The 15,340-nt window shown below is 73.0% G+C and carries 10 protein-coding genes and 1 pseudogene; 8 read left to right on the plus strand and 3 right to left on the minus strand.

Annotation, left to right across the window (positions count from 1 at the left end; translation table 11 throughout):
- Window positions 1–150 precede the first annotated feature (150 nt).
- Window positions 151–1,047, plus strand: a complete 897-nt coding sequence (locus AB0878_RS44700; RefSeq protein WP_366588546.1) for an alpha/beta hydrolase — start codon at window positions 151–153, stop codon at window positions 1,045–1,047.
- Between the two features lie 45 nt (window positions 1,048–1,092).
- Here the strand turns inward: AB0878_RS44700 and AB0878_RS44705 are convergent, their stop codons facing one another.
- Window positions 1,093–1,461, minus strand: a complete 369-nt coding sequence (locus AB0878_RS44705; protein ID WP_366588548.1) for a DUF4267 domain-containing protein — start codon at window positions 1,459–1,461, stop codon at window positions 1,093–1,095.
- A gap of 310 nt (window positions 1,462–1,771) precedes the next feature.
- On the opposite strand from AB0878_RS44705, the gene cmk reads away from it, so the two are divergent.
- From cmk to AB0878_RS44740, 7 genes are all read left to right on the plus strand, one after another.
- The gene (cmk, locus tag AB0878_RS44710; RefSeq protein WP_366588569.1) at window positions 1,772–2,488 is read left to right on the plus strand and encodes a (d)CMP kinase; all 717 of its coding nucleotides are present in this window, start codon (window positions 1,772–1,774) and stop codon (window positions 2,486–2,488) included.
- Window positions 2,485–3,144, plus strand: coding sequence for a lysophospholipid acyltransferase family protein (locus AB0878_RS44715; protein WP_366588550.1), 660 nt, complete (start codon window positions 2,485–2,487; stop codon window positions 3,142–3,144). Before cmk ends, AB0878_RS44715 begins: the two co-directional genes overlap by 4 nt.
- Window positions 3,145–3,160: 16 nt before the next feature.
- Window positions 3,161–4,645, plus strand: a complete 1,485-nt coding sequence (gene der / locus AB0878_RS44720) for a ribosome biogenesis GTPase Der (RefSeq protein WP_366588553.1) — start codon at window positions 3,161–3,163, stop codon at window positions 4,643–4,645.
- A 384-nt stretch (window positions 4,646–5,029) separates the two neighbouring features.
- On the plus strand, window positions 5,030–8,893 hold the full coding sequence (locus AB0878_RS44725) for a Pls/PosA family non-ribosomal peptide synthetase (RefSeq protein WP_366588571.1): 3,864 nt from the start codon (window positions 5,030–5,032) through the stop codon (window positions 8,891–8,893).
- 82 nt (window positions 8,894–8,975) lie between these two features.
- Window positions 8,976–10,394: a M1 family metallopeptidase gene (locus tag AB0878_RS44730; RefSeq protein WP_366588556.1), complete on the plus strand. Its 1,419-nt coding sequence runs from the start codon at window positions 8,976–8,978 to the stop codon at window positions 10,392–10,394.
- 58 nt (window positions 10,395–10,452) lie between these two features.
- Window positions 10,453–11,328, plus strand: a complete 876-nt coding sequence (locus AB0878_RS44735; RefSeq protein WP_366588558.1) for a peptidylprolyl isomerase — start codon at window positions 10,453–10,455, stop codon at window positions 11,326–11,328.
- Between the two features lie 130 nt (window positions 11,329–11,458).
- Entirely contained in the window at window positions 11,459–12,964 is a 1,506-nt protein-coding gene (locus AB0878_RS44740; RefSeq protein ID WP_366588560.1) for a hypothetical protein, read from the plus strand.
- Between the two features lie 60 nt (window positions 12,965–13,024).
- Here AB0878_RS44740 and AB0878_RS44745 read toward each other — a convergent pair whose 3' ends face one another.
- Both AB0878_RS44745 and AB0878_RS44750 read right to left on the minus strand, forming a co-directional pair.
- Window positions 13,025–14,776, minus strand: a complete 1,752-nt coding sequence (locus AB0878_RS44745) for an FAD-dependent monooxygenase (RefSeq protein ID WP_366588562.1) — start codon at window positions 14,774–14,776, stop codon at window positions 13,025–13,027.
- A 14-nt stretch (window positions 14,777–14,790) separates the two neighbouring features.
- Window positions 14,791–15,340 (minus strand): annotated as a pseudogene (locus AB0878_RS44750) (alcohol dehydrogenase); the annotation flags it as partial.

Consider the following 15,340-nt stretch of genomic DNA (forward strand, 5'->3'; position numbering starts at 1 on the left):
TCCGATTCGCGAGGCTCGGGCGAGCTCCGGCAGACGAGTGGTCACGACCACCGCCGGCCGCGGCGTCCCGGTGAAATTCCCGCCCCGCACCAGGTCTGGAGCACCGCGGCCGGGCGCGCCTAGGGTTCCCCGTGGTGGGAGGAGGCCACGATGGCCGAGTTCGCACGCGGGCGCGTCACCGCGAACGGGATCACGTTCGAGTACCTCGAGGCGGGTGAGGGTCCGCTCGCGTTGTGCATGCACGGGTTCCCGGACACCCCGTTCACCTACCGGCACCTGCTGCCCGCGCTCGGCGCGGCCGGGTTCCACGCGGTCGCGCCGTTCGTGCGCGGGTTCGCGCCGACGGAACTGCCGCCGCTGCGCCACTTCGTGCACTCCAGCGTGATGGTCGCCGACCAGATCGCGCTGACCCGCGCGCTCGGCGGTGGCCCGGACGCGCTGCTGGTCGCGCACGACTGGGGCGCGGTCGGGGCGTGGGGCGCGCTCGGGCGGGCTCCCGAGCTGTGGGGCCGCGCGGTGATCCTCAACATCCCGCCGTTCGAGATCTTCGGCGAGAACCTGGGCACCTACGCGCAGATCAAGCGCAGCTTCTACTTCTGGTACTTCCAGATGCAGCGGGTGATCGAGGACCGGATCCGCCAGGACGACTTCGCGTTCATCCGCGACATCTGGGGCGACTGGTCGCCCGGCTACCCGGCCGACGAAGACCTGGGCTACCTGCGCGCCGCGCTCGCCGACCCCGACCACCTGCACGCCGCGCTGGGCTACTACTGGGGCCAGTTCGACCCGACGCGGTTCGGGACGCCCGAGTGGGTCGCCGAGCAGGCCGCCGCGTGGGGTGGCAGCGCGCCCCAGCCGCTGCTCTACCTGCACGGCACCACCGACGGCTGCCACGGCATGACCGCGGCCCAGGTCGAACGGGTCAAGGAGTTCGGCGGGCCGGGCTCCGAGTCGGAGCTGATCGAGGGCGTCGGCCACTTCATGCTCGTCGAGCGGCCGAAGGAGCTCAACAACCGCATCAGCGGCTGGCTGGACCGCACCCGCTGACCGACTGCGCCACTCGCCGTGGCGCAGTCCCCGTGGCGCCGCCGGTCAGGAGAGCTCGAGCAGGAGCGTGGCCACGACCATGACGGCCGCGGTCGCGCCGTGGACGGAGAACGCGATCGCCCGGCTTCCCTTGTGGCGCAGGATGATCAGCATGTCGCCGACGGGGATGAACGCCTCGGCGAGCAGGATCCAGCCGAGGACGTGCGGGCCGCCCGCGAGCATCGCCACGCCCACCACCAGCCCGGACGCGATGTCACGCACCCCTTTGATGTGGAAGAACGCCGTCGTGCCGGTCGGGATCGTGGCGAGGCCGAAGCCGGCGGCGGTCTTCTCCGGCGCCAGCAGGTAGCTCAATCCCACGTAGATGATGCCGATCGCGACGATTCCGGCGATGACGTAGGCGGTGACGATCACAGGATCCTCCAGGAATCTAGCGTTGCTAGGAATCCTGCCAACGGTAACTTGGTGACGCTAGTTTGTCTAGCGTTGCTAGATCTGCTCGTCGGTGACCTAGCCTTCGCCGCGGGGCGCCCGGCCGTGCCGTTGTCACGCTTCGGCGGCTGACCGGCCCGCCGGGCGCGCCGCCGGGCGGGTTGCCGGACCCGGACGAACACCCCGGCAGAGCCGCCTCACCGGCCGTGACGGGCGGCGGGCAGAATGAACGCCGATCACGCAGAGCACGACGAACGCGAGGAGAGTTTCGGTGACGGGAGCCCTACGTGGTGTGGTCGCGCTGGACGGCCCGTCGGGAACCGGCAAGACCACGGTCGCACGCAAGCTCGCCGACCGGCTCGGCGCGGGCTACCTCGACACCGGCGCGATGTACCGGCTCGTGACGCTCGCCGTGCTGCGCGCGGGCACCGACCCGGCCGACACCGACGCCGTCGGCCACCTCGCGCACGACGTGCACTTCAGCATCGGCACCAGCCCCGAGCGCCCCGAGGTCCGCCTCGGCGACGAGGACGTGGCCGCCGACATCCGCGGGCCCGAGGTCACGCAGGCCGTGTCGGCCGTCTCCGCCGTGCCGCAGGTGCGCGAGCTGCTCGTGGCGCGCCAGCGCCGGATCATCGCCGACGTGCTGGCCGCCACCGGCGGCATCGTCGTGGAAGGCCGGGACATCGGCACGGTCGTGGCGCCCGAGTCGCCGCTCAAGGTCTACCTCACCGCGTCGGCCGACGTCCGCGCCGCGCGCCGCAGCGGGCAGGACAGCGCCGCCGGGCGCGAGACGAGCGTCGCGGCCGCCCGCCAGTCCGTCGAACGCCGCGACCGCCTCGACTCCACGCGCGCGACGTCGCCGCTGCGCGCGGCCGAGGACGCCGTGCCCGTCGACACCTCGGAGCTGTCCATCGACCAGGTGATCGTCGCGCTGTCCGAGCTGGCCTGCCGCCGCGGCCTGCTCGACGACTGCCCGGCCGGAGCCGGGGCCGAGGCGCGCGCATGACCGGTGGCGCTCTCCCCGAGGGTGCGAACGGCCTCCTGCACGACGCCGGGCGGGTGTTCGCCCGGTACCATCTGCGGTCGGCCTTCCGGATCCGCGTGCACGGGCGCGACCGGATGCCGGATGCCGGCCCGGTCGTGGTGATCGCCAACCACAGCTCCATGATCGAGCCGCAGCTGATCTTCGGAATGCTCCCGCGGCGTTCGGCGTTCCTGGTCAAGGCCGAGATGTTCAAGGGCGCGGCCGGGCGGTTCCTGCGGGCGATCGGCCAGATCCCGGTCAAGCGGGGCGAGATCGACCGCACCCCGCTGATGACGGCGGCCGGCGTGCTGAAGGCCGGCGGGGTCGTCGGCATCTTCCCCGAAGGCACCCGTGGCGCCGGCGACGTCGGCGTGGCCGAGAAGGGCGCGGCCTGGCTGGTGCGCGCCTCCGGGGCGACCGTGCTGCCGGTCGCGACGCGGGGCACGTTGAAGCCCGCGGACGGGAAGCGGCGCTGGCGCCCGCGCGTGGACATCCTCGTGGGGGAGCCGTTCACGCCGAAGGTGGGCCCGGGCCGGACCGGCCTGGAAGAGGGCACCGAGGAGCTGCGCCTGCAGCTCGCGGGGCTCGTGAAGACTTTGGACGATTGGCGCGCCGAGAACCGAATCGGCTCGCCGTAGGTGAAGTGGGAACACGATGACAGGGTTTGACGGCGCCACTGACGCCGGGTTCGAAGGTGCCGGAGAGATCGACGGCACCTGGTCCGACGAGACCGAGTTCGCCGCGCTCGACGCGCAGATCGAGGCGGAGGGCGCCGCCGAGGAGGCGAACCTCGCGCAGCCGGTGCTGGCCGTCGTGGGCAGGCCCAACGTGGGCAAGTCCACGCTGGTCAACCGCATCCTCGGCCGGCGCGAGGCCGTGGTGCAGGACGTGCCGGGCGTGACGCGCGACCGCGTCGCCTACGACGCGTACTGGGGCGGCCGTCGGTTCACGCTCGTCGACACCGGCGGCTGGGAGCCCGACGCGACCGGCCTGCAGGCGTCGGTGGCGGCGCAGGCGGAGATCGCGATGCAGACGGCCGACGCCGTGCTGCTCGTGCTCGACGCGTCCGTGGGCGCCACGGCCACCGACGAGGCCGTGGCCCGCGTGCTGCGGCGCTCGAAGAAGCCGGTGCTGCTGGCCGCCAACAAGGTGGACGACGACCGGCTGCTCGCCGACACCGCGTCGCTGTGGCGGCTCGGCCTGGGCGAACCGCACCCGGTCAGCGCCCTGCACGGGCGCAGCTCGGGCGACCTGCTCGACGCGATCATCGAGGCCCTGCCCACCGCGCCGCGCGAAGCCGGCACCGTGAGCACCGGGCCGCGCCGCGTCGCGCTCGTCGGCAAGCCGAACGTGGGCAAGTCGAGCCTGCTCAACAAGCTCTCGGGCGAGCAGCGTTCGGTCGTCGACTCCGTGGCCGGCACCACCGTCGACCCGGTCGACTCGCTGGTCGACCTCGACGGCGAGATCTGGCGGTTCGTGGACACGGCCGGCCTGCGCAAGCGCGTGAACTCCGCCAACGGCGCCGAGTACTACGCCTCCCTGCGCACCAAGACGGCGATCGACGCGGCCGAGGTCGCGATCGTGATGCTCGACGCCGCCGAGCCGCTGTCCGAGCAGGACCTGCGGGTGCTCACGATGGTCGTCGAGGCGGGCCGCTCGCTCGTGCTCGCCTTCAACAAGTGGGACCTCGTGGACGAGGACCGCCGCCACGCGATGGTGCGCGAGCTCGACCGCGGCCTGGTCCGTGTGCCGTGGGCGGAGAAGGTGAACATCTCCGCGCTCACCGGCCGGTCCGTGCGCAAGCTCGCGCCGGCGCTGCGGACGGCGCTGAAGTCGTGGGACCAGCGCGTGCCCACCGGCCAGCTCAACGGGTGGCTGTCGGACCTCATCGCGGCCACGCCGCCGCCGGTGCGCAGCGGCAAGCAGCCGAAGGTGCTCTTCGCCACGCAAGCCGGCATCCGCCCGCCGACGCTCGTTCTTTTCACCACCGGTTTCCTGGAAGCCGGTTACCGACGGTTCATCGAACGCAAGTTCCGCGAGCGCTTCGGTTTCGAGGGCAGCCCCGTGCGGGTGAACGTGCGCGTGCGCGAGAAGAAGGCGAAACCCAAGGTCGGCGGCAAGGCCGCCAAGACCCGCTGACCCGGTCGAACGCTGATCGGACACGGTCCGGACGCGCCGGGGAGAGGGCTTCCCCGGCGCGTTTTCGCGCTCTGTCACCGACTGCGGAACCGGTGACGTCCGACACTCGACCGTGACCCTTGCGCTATCTGACGTTCACCTCCGCGTATTGTGGACGGTCTGCACCGGGCGCCTCATTCGGAGAGCCAGCCCGAATGACGCTCGCGGAAGGTGAGTGATGGGCTTGCGCGCCCAGGGGATGACTTTGTACGGCCTTTTTCCGAAACCCATGGTCACGTTGCGTGACGGGGTGGTCCGGTGACTCTCACCGCCGACCACGCCCGCACCGCCGACCTCATCCCGGTCACCGACGACGCGAGCGCCGCTCTCACGTGCGTTGCCGAGGTGACCCACGCTCCCTCCGAGGCGCCGGTCGCCGACCGCGCCCTGTTCTGGTCCGGCCTCGGCGCCAGCGAGCGCACGCTGCTCCAGATCCTCACGGAGACGGCGGAGCAGCACCCCAACGCCGCCGCGATCGACGACGGCAGCACCACCCTGACCTACCGCCGGCTGCTCGAGGAGATCGAGACCTTCGGCCGCGAGCTGCGCGCCCACGGCGTCGGGCTCGGCGACCGCGTCGGCGTCCGCGTCTCCTCCGGCACGGCCGAGCTCTACGTCGCGATCCTCGCCACCCTGTCCGTCGGCGCCGCCTACGTGCCGGTCGACGCGGACGATCCCGAAGAGCGCGCCGAGCTCGTGTTCGGCGAAGCCGGCGTGGCCGCGATCATCACCGACGGCACCATCACCGTCGCCGGTACCCCGGGCGGCCGCGACGGGCGCCCCGGCCCGGCCGACGACGCGTGGATCATCTTCACCTCCGGGTCCACCGGCAAGCCCAAGGGCGTCGCCGTCACGCACGCCTCCGCCGCGGCCTTCGTGGACGCCGAGGCCCAGCTGTTCCTCACCGAGGAGCCCATCGGGCCCGGCGACCGCGTGCTCGCGGGCCTGAGCGTCGCGTTCGACGCCTCCTGCGAGGAGATGTGGCTCGCGTGGCGCCACGGCGCCTGCCTGGTGCCCGCGCCGCGCGCGCTGGTGCGCACCGGCGTCGACCTCGGCCCGTGGCTGGTCGCGCAGCGCATCACCGTCGTCTCCACCGTGCCGACGCTGGCCGCGCTGTGGCCGGCCGACGCGCTCGAGGACGTGCGCCTGCTCATCTTCGGCGGCGAAGCGTGCCCGCCGGAGCTGGCCGAGCGCGTGGCCGTGGAAGGCCGCGAAGTCTGGAACACCTACGGCCCCACCGAAGCCACCGTCGTCGCCTGCGCCGCGCAGATGACCGGCGAAGGTCCCGTGCGCATCGGCCTGCCGCTGGCGGGCTGGCAGCTGGCCGTGGTCAACGAGGCGGGCGACCCGGTCGCCATGGGCGAGACCGGTGAGCTCGTGATCGGCGGCGTCGGTCTCGCGCGCTACCTCGACGCGGAGAAGGACGCGCAGAAGTTCGCGCCCCTGCCGTCGCTGGGGTGGCAGCGCGCCTACCGCAGCGGTGACATGGTCCGCGCCGAGCACGAGGGCCTGCTGTTCCTCGGCCGGCTCGACGAGCAGGTGAAGCTCGGCGGCCGCCGCATCGAGCTGGGCGAGGTCGACGCCGCGCTGCAGTCGCTGCCCGGCGTGCAGGGCGCGGCCGCGGCGGTCCGCCGCACGAAGGCCGGCAACCAGGTCCTCGTCGGGTACGTCGTGCCGAGTGCCGGGGCCACCTTCGACTCGGACGACGCCGCCACCCGCCTGCGCGAGCAGCTTCCGGCCGCGCTGGTCCCGCTGCTCGCGGTGATCGACGACCTGCCCACGCGCACCTCGGGCAAGGTCGACCGCGCCGCGCTGCCGTGGCCGCTGTCCACTGTGGACGCCGGAGCCGCGGGCCTGTCCGCCACCGAGGCGTGGCTGGCCGAAGGCTGGTCGGAGATCCTCGGCGTGTCCGTGACGGACCCCAAGGCCGACTTCTTCACCCACGGCGGCGGCAGCCTCACGGCCGCGCAGCTCATCGCGCGCATCCGCACCCGCCACCCCGAGGTGTCGGTCAACGACATCTACCAGCACCCCAAGCTCGGGTCGCTGGCCACGATGCTCGACACGCTCAGCGGCCAGGAGACCGAGCGCCGCGACATCGCGCCGACGCCGCGTCGCGCGGGCGTGATCCAGACGCTGCTGATGCTCCCGCTCATGGGCCTGGTCGGCCTGCGCTGGACGACGCTCGCGGCGGCGGCCTCGAACGTGCTTTCTCTGCTCGGGGTCGCCTGGGCGCCGACGCTGAACTGGGCGTGGGTCGTGCTGGCGTGGCTGGTGCTGTTCAGCCCGGCCGGCCGCATCGCGATCGCCGCGGGCGGTGCGCGGGTGCTGTTGTCGGGTGTGCGGCCGGGCAGCTACCCGCGGGGCGGCAGCGTGCACCTGCGCCTGTGGACGGCCGAGAAGCTCGCGGAGTTCAGCGGCGCGGACAGCGTCGCCGGTGCTTCGTGGATGACCACGTACGCCAAGGCGCTCGGTGCCCGGGTCGCCAAGGACGTGGACCTGCACTCGCCGCCGCCGGTCACCGGCTTCCTCAAGCTCGGCCGCGGCGCCGCCGTGGAGCCCGAGGTGGACCTGACCGGGCACTGGGTCGATGGCGACCTCGTGCACATCGGCAAGATCCGGATCGGCGCGGAGGCCCGCATCGGTTCGCGCAGCACCCTGTTCCCGGGTGCCCGCATCGGCAAGGGCGCGGAGATCGCCGCCGGGTCGACCGTGCGCGGCGCCGTGCCCGCCGGGCAGCGCTGGGCGGGTTCGCCCGCGGCCCACTCGGGCAAGGACGCCAAGGACGCGCTGAAGTGGCCGGCCAGCCGCCCGCCGCGGTCGCGGTTCTGGGCGACGGTTTACGGCCTGACGTCGGTCGTGCTCGGCTTCCTGCCGGGCATCGCGGCGCTGCCGGGCGTGGCCGTGCTGGGCGCCGCGCTCTGGGGCGCGCCGACGCTGGGCGCCGCCGCGATGCAGGCCCTGATCTTCACCCCGGTCGCCACCGTCGCCTACTTCCTCACCTACGCGCTGCTGGTGCTGGCCGGCGTGCGGCTGCTGGGCGTCGGCATGGTCGAGGGTTACCACCCCGTCCACGGCCGCGTGGCGTGGCAGGTGTGGGCGACCGAGCGCCTCATGGGCATGGCCCGCGAAGGCCTGTTCCCCTTGTACGCCAGCCTGTTCACGCCGGTGTGGCTGCGGCTGCTCGGCGCGAAGGTCGGCCGCAACGTCGAGGCGTCGACCGTGCTCGCGCTGCCGAAGATGACCCAGGTCGACAGCGGCGCGTTCCTCGCCGACGACACGATGGTCGCGACCTACGAGCTGGGTCACGGCTGGCTGCACGTCGCGCCGGCGCGCATCGGCAAGCAGGCGTTCCTCGGCAACTCCGGCATGACCGCGCCGGGCCGTTCGGTGCCGAAGCGCGGTCTCGTGGGCGTGCTGTCCTCGACGCCGCTGAAGGCCAAGAAAGGCTCGTCCTACCTCGGCATGCCGCCGCTGCCGGTCCGCCGGGCGGTCGGCGACGCCGACACCAGCCGCACCTACACCCCGGCGCTGCACCTCAAGGCCGCGCGGGCGTTCGTCGAGCTGCTCCGGATCGTGCCGGTGATGTGCGGGGTCGCCCTCACCGTGGGCGTCGCGTTCTCGCTGCTGGCGATCGCTTCGCTGTGGGGCTTCGGCATCGCCGCGCTGCTGGCCGGGCCGGTGCTGCTGGCCGCCGGCGTCGTCGCCGCGCTCACCGCCACCGTGGTGAAGTGGCTGCTGGTCGGGAAGTTCCGCGCGATCGAGCACCCGTTGTGGAGTTCCTTCGTGTGGCGCAACGAGCTGGCCGACACCTTCGTCGAGACGCTCGCGGTGCCGTGGTTGATCGGCTCGGTCGGCGGCACGCCGCTGCTCACCGCGTGGCTGCGCACCATGGGCGTGAAGATCGGGCGCGGCGTGTGGCTGGAGACGTACTGGCTGCCGGAGTCGGACCTCGTCCGCCTCGGCGACGGCGCGACGATCAACCGCGGCTGCGTGGTGCAGACGCACCTGTTCCACGACCGGATCATGAGCATGTCGCGGGTGGAGCTCGACGAGGGCGCCACGCTCGGCCCGCACGGCATCGTGCTGCCGGGCGCGAGCATCGGCGCGCGCACCACCGTGGGCCCGGGTTCGCTCGTCACGCGCGGCGACGCGGTGCCGGCGGACACGCGCTGGCTCGGCAACCCGATCTCGACCTGGCGTCGGTGAGCCTCGGACCGTTGCGGCGCGCCAAGATCCGCGCGATCCTGCTGGAACAAGACCACCTCACGGAAAGCGGGGTTCTGCTCGGGTGACCTCGAAGGCTGCCGCGCCGGCGCCCGGCGCGGAAACCTCCGCAGATTCGTACCTCCCCGGTCACGGCAACGGCGGCTACCTCGTCCGCCACTACGACCTGGACCTCGACTACCGCGTCGGGCCCAACCGGCTCAGCGGTACCGCGGTGCTCGCCTGCGTGGCGACACAGGCACTGTCGCGGCTGACACTCGACCTCGGCGAGTTCCGCGTCTCGCGGGCGCTCGTCGACGGCCGGCCGGCGAAGTTCGTCCGGCGCGGGCTGAAGCTCCAGGTGAAGCCCGACAGGTCGATGGCGGCCGGCACGGAGTTCCGGGTCGAAGTCCGCTACGTCGGCAACCCGCGGCCGGTGCCGAGCCGTTGGGGCGACATCGGGTGGGACGAACTCACCGACGGCGCGCTCGTCGCGAGCCAGCCGATCGGCGCTCCGTCGTGGTTCCCGTGCAACGACCACCCGGCCGACAAGGCGACCTACCGCGTCACGGTCACGACCTCGTCGTCGTACCTGGTCGCGGTGACGGGGAACCCCGTGTCGCGCTACCAGTCGGCGAGCACCGCGACCTGGGTGTTCGAGCGGCCGGAGCCGACGGCGACGTACCTGATGAGCGTGCAGATCGGGCGCTACGACGACGTCGAGCTCGTGGCCGGTCCGGGCGCGGGCTGGTTCTCGCACCCCGAGGCGCGGTCGTTCCGGATGCGGCTGGGCTTCGGCCGGGGCAACGGCGTGGAGTCCGTGGTGGCGACCGTGCCGCAGCGGGCCGCGGTGCCGCCGCGGCTGCTCCGGGCGTTCTCGCGCGACTTCGGCCGCCAGGGCCGGATGATGGACGTGCTGCAGCGATTGTTCGGGCCCTACCCGTTCGGCGAGTACGTGGTGGTCGTGACCGACGACGCGCTGGACGACCCGATCGAGGCGCAGGGGATGTCCATCTTCGGCGCCAACCACGTCGACGGCCGGCGCACCTACGAGCGCCTGGTCGTGCACGAGCTCGCCCACCAGTGGTTCGGCAACAGCCTCACCGTCGCCGACTGGCGCCACATCTGGCTCAACGAGGGCTTCGCGACCTACGCCGAGTGGCTGTGGTCGGAGGAGTCCGGCGGCCAGTCGGCCGACTCGCTGGCCCGGATGTGGCACGCGCGCATGAAGGCCAAACCGGCCGACGTCCGCATCAGCGACCCGGGTGTGGCGCGGATGTTCGACGAGCGCGTGTACAAACGCGGCGCGCTCACGCTCCACGCCCTGCGCGGCGAGATCGGCAACCCGGCGTTCTTCGCGCTCGTCAAGGCGTGGACCTCGGAACACCGCCACGGCACGGTGAGCACCGGGGAGTTCATCGCGTCCGCCGAGGCCTACGCGGCTCGCTCGCTGCGGCCGTTCTTCACGGCCTGGCTGGAGACACCCGCGCTGCCGGAGCTGTGACCGGTTCCCCGGCGCGAGCCGGGGCGGGCAGAATGGCGGCCTGACGAAGGGGGCGTCCATGACGTGGCCGCAGCAGCCCGGTCCGCCACGCCGAAGCGGGGCCGGCGCGTGGGTGGCGTTCGCCGCGGTGGTGGTGGTCGTGGTCGCCTTCGGGGTGACCGCGTTCGTCGCCCCGGGGTTCCTCCGCCCGACGCGCACGGTGTCGGGCGTGGGGCAGGTCGTGCCGGGCGCCTCCGTGGCGGCTCCGCCGTCCTCGGACACCGCTCCGCCGCCTGCGGGCGACGGGCCGCCGGTCTCCATCCCGGCCGCGCGCACGGCGGAACCGCACCGCCCGCAGCCGCTGGCCGACCCGTCGAGCTGCAGTTACCCGGCCGACCCGAACGGGCCCGCCGCCAAGCCCGCGACGCCGCCCGCCGACGGGCCGGAACCCGCGAGCGGCACCGTCGCCGCGACCTTGGCCACGACGGCCGGGGACATCGGGCTGACACTGGACCGCGCGCTCGCGCCGTGCACGGTGGCGAGTTTCGTGACCCTGGCCAAGGAAGGCTTCTACACGGGGACCAGCTGCCACCGGCTCGGCACGACCGATCTGCAGATGCTGCAGTGCGGCGATCCGGCGGGCGACGGTACGGGCGGGCCCGGGTACACCGTGCCGGACGAGTTCTTCCCGCAGCTGACCTACGGACGCGGTCTGGTCGCGCTGGCCAACACGGGCCAGCCGACGTCCGGCGGCAGCCAGTTCTTCCTGATGTTCGGCGACACCCCGATCCCGCCGACGTACACGGTGTTCGGCACCGTGTCCGACGCCGGCCTCAGTGTGCTGGACAAGGTCGCGCGCGGTGGGGTGGACACGTCGTCGGCGGGTGCGTACGGCGACGGCACGGGCCGGCCGCGGATCCCGGTCACCTTCACGGCGGTGACGGTCCAGGGCTGAGGGGCCCGGGGATGGGCACCCGGCGTCACCCCGGCCGTCACGCGGACGGCGGCTGTGGCCCCGCTCGGTGGGACGGCAGGCTCTCCCGAGGGCTTCCGTCAGGCGGCAACGGCATCTGAACCAGGCGCTCATGGGCATCCCGCGAAGGGCGGAGTCGTCGGACCGGGCCACGCTGACGCGGACGTTCGTGGCGGCCGGGTCGTTCTCGGCGATGCTGCACTCGACCGACCACCAGGTGCTCTACGGCCGCCGCGGCGCGGGCAAGACGCACGCGTTGCTGTACTTGAGTGATCTCGTGGACCGCACCGGCGACGTCGCGGTCTACGTCGACCTGCGCACGCTCGGCAGTGCCGGCGGGTTGCACTCGGACGGCGGAACGTCGGCGGCCGTCCGGGGGACGCAGCTGCTCGTGGACACGATCGAGGCGGTGCACGAGGAACTGCTGGCCGTCGCCGTGGAACGCGAGCTGGGGAACCCGGACACGCTGCTGCCTTCGCTCGACGCGCTGGCCGAGGCGGCCACGGCGGTCGAGGTGGTGGGGGAGGTGGAGCGCGAGACGCGGGCGAGCGCGTCGGAGGAGGCTTCGCTCGGGGTCGAGCTCGGCCTGCCGCCCGCGGCGCGGATTTCCCTGGGGCACAAGCGTTCCGCCGGCAGGGAGAGCCGGCTGCGGCGCACCGGTACCGAGCGCCATCACGTGGTGTTCGGCCCGTTGGGGCGTGCGTTGCGGGCGGTGGTGCGGGCGCTGGAGGGCCGGCGGCTGTGGCTGCTGCTCGACGAGTGGAGCGCGCTTCCCTTGCAGCTGCAGCCGTTGCTGGCCGACCTGCTGCGCCGCACGTTCCTGCCGACGGCCGGCGTCACCGTGAAGATCGCGGCCATCGAACGGCGGTCGCGGTTCCGGGAACGGCTCGCGGACGGCTACCACCTGGGCATCGAGGTCGGCGCCGACGCCGCGTCGGCCGTGAGCCTGGACGACATCATGATCCTCGACGACGCCCGCACGCGGGCGCTCGAGTTCTTCGCGCAGCTGTTCCACAACCACGCCGCCGTCCGGCTGGTCACCACGCTCCCGGCGCCGCCGCCCGACACGGAGGCGTTCGTCGCGGAAACCTTCCGGGGCACGGCATTCGGCGAGCTGGTGCGCGCGGCCGAAGGCGTGCCGCGCGACGCGATCAACATCGCGGCCCTGTCGGCCCAGTACGCCCACGACCAGCCCATCGGCCTGCGCGACGTCCGCCTCGCCGCCCGCGACTGGTACCTGCGCGAGAAGCACAGCGCCATCAGCGCCGACGAGACCGCCACGACGTTGCTGCGCCTGCTGGTCGACGAGGTCGTCGGCCGCCGGCGCTCGCGCACCTTCCTGCTCGACCGCTCACCAGGTCCGCGCCACGCCGTGATCGCCGACCTCTACGACGCGCGGCTGCTGCACGTCCTGCGCCGCGGGCTCGCCGACCCGCACCGGCCCGGCACGCTGTACGACGGCTTCGCCATCGACTACGGCTGTTACGTGGCTTTGCTGCTGGGCAAGGACGCGGCCCGCCGGCCGCACGCGCGGGGTTCGTGGCTGACGCTGCCGAAGGGCGTGCCGCCCGACGGGTTCAACCTGGCGCACGAAGCCGTGGACCTCGAGGCCCTGTGACGCCCTCCGCCCGCGGAGCCACCGAAGTGACCCCGCGGGCGGAGGGAGAGCACAGCGCGCTCAGGCGCGGGACAGCACCGTCTTCAACGCGGCCAGCAATGCCGTCGTCGCTTCGGGTTCCGCGGCGCCGGTGGTGTGGCGCCAGGCCACGTAGCCGTCCGGGCGGACCAGCAGCGCGCCGGCCTCGTCGATCTCGCTCGCGCGGGTCCAGTCGCCGTAGGAGTCGCGGGCGCCGTCGGCGCCGACGGTCACCACCCGCAGGTCCAGGCCGAGCTCGGCGGCCGCCTTCTCGGCGGCCACGCGCCAGGCCTCGCCCGACAGGCCCGTGACGACGCTCCAGCGGCCGCCGCCCACGAGGTCCAAAGTGGACACCCGGCGCCCGTGCGAGCCGACGAGCCACACGTGCGGGATCTTCGCGCCCGGCGTGGTCGTGGCCTGGTGGAACAGCTCCGGGTCGCGGCCGGAGACCGGGGCGGCCCCGTCCGGGATCACGGCGGTCGAGGCATAACGCTGGTCCAGCTCCACGCCGTGGGCGTTGAACTCGTAGTGCTTGAGCTCGATGGCCTTCTCCAGCTGGCGGCGCTTGCGTGCCCCGTCCTCGGTCGGCGCCTCGCACGCGGCCAGACCGGCGGCGATGGCGTCGGCGTCGGTGTCGCCGGTGATGCCGAGCGTCTCGAAGATCGGGCCGAACTGGTCGCGGGACAGGTTCGCGCGGTCCACGATCTGCTTGCCCACCGGCGCGCGCTCGGCCGAGTAGGTCTCCAGCAGCTCTTCGCCCGCCTCGCCGCGCACGACCATCGCGAGCTTCCACGCGAGGTTGTACGAGTCCTGGATGGACGTGTTCGAGCCGAGGCCGTTGGACGGCGGGTGCCGGTGCACGGCGTCGCCGGCGCAGAACACGCGGCCGCTGGAGTACTGCGTGGCGTAGCTGTGGTTGACCGTCCACAGTGACGTCGAGGTGATCTCGACCTCCAGCTCCGGGTCGCCGATGAGGTCGCGCACGATCCGCGTCGCCTCTTCCGCGTCGACCTCGGGCGGTGCCTGCGCGATGTCGTAGCCCCACACGAGCAGCCACTTGTTCCACGGCCGCACCATGCGGACCAGGCCCATGCCGATGCCGCCCAGGTGCGCGCCGGGCCGCATGACCCAGTAGAGCACGCTCGGCCGGTGCGCCACGTACTTGCCGAGGTCGGCGGTGAACGTGATGTTCATGCTGCCGGCCTTGCCCGTCTCGCCGGCGATCGGCAGCCCGGCCTGCTCGGCGACGCGGCTGCGCGCGCCGTCGGCGCCGACGAGGTAGCGCGCCCGCAGCGTGAACTCGTCGCCGCGGACGCGGTCGAGGAAGCGGGCCGTGACGCCGTCGGCGTCCTGGGTGAAGTCGAGGAACTCCGTGTCCAGGCGCAGTTTCGCGCCGCGCTCGGCGGCGTTGGTCGCGAGGATCGGCTCCAGGTAGGTCTGGGGCAGGTCGATCATGTGGCACGGGCTCGCGGCGCCGTACTCGGTCGCCGACCGGTCGCCGGTGCCCCAGCTCGCGATCCGGCCGATCTCGTTGCCGGCCAGCGACGTGCACAGCACGGTGTCGCCCATCAGCTCCGGCGGCGTGCCCTGCGCCAGGGCCTGCTCCTCGATGCCGAGATCGCGCAGGACCTCCATGGCGCGCTGGTTGGTGATGTGGGCGCGCGGCGTGTTCGCCGTCCAGCCGTACTTGGTGGCCAGCACCGTGCGCACGCCGTAGGTGGCGAGCAGCAGGGCCGCGGTACCCCCGGCCGGCCCGCTGCCGACCACGATGACGTCGGTGTCGTATTCGCTCATGGCAGGAGTCCTCGTCAGTGCGCGGGGGCGGGGGAGATGCGGAACGTGAAGTCGAGGCGGCGCCAGCCGTTCGCGGGCTCGCGGCCGTCGGGTGCGGCACCGGACTGCTCGGCGAAGTCGACGATCAGCCCGTCCTTGACGCCGAACACGGTGTCGGAGTCGAGGTAGTCGCCGCCCCGGACGAACAGCTGGGTCACGAGCGTGCGGAAGCCCGGCTTGGCGATCATGAAGTGCACGTGGGGCGCGCGGAACGGGTGGCGCTCGACCGCGTCGAGCATGTGCCCGACCGGGCCGTCGGCCGGGATCGGGTAGGCCGAGGGCACGATGGTCCAGAACTTGAGCCGGCCGTCGGTGTCGGTGCGGAAGCGCGCGCGCAGGACCGGACCGTCGATGTCGGGGAGCTGGACGTCGTAGAAGCCGTCCTCGTTGGACTGCCAGACGTCGACGATGGCGTCGGCGATCGGGGCGCCGTGGGTGTCGGTGACGGTGACGTCGGTCCACAGGGGAGTGCCGGGTAGTCCGTCGGCGAGGTCGGCGCCTTGGGCGGTTTCGGGTGGGCCTTGG

Origin of the sequence: Amycolatopsis sp. NPDC047767, from assembly GCF_040704195.1 — a bacterium.
Taxonomy (GTDB): Bacteria; Actinomycetota; Actinomycetes; order Mycobacteriales; family Pseudonocardiaceae; genus Amycolatopsis.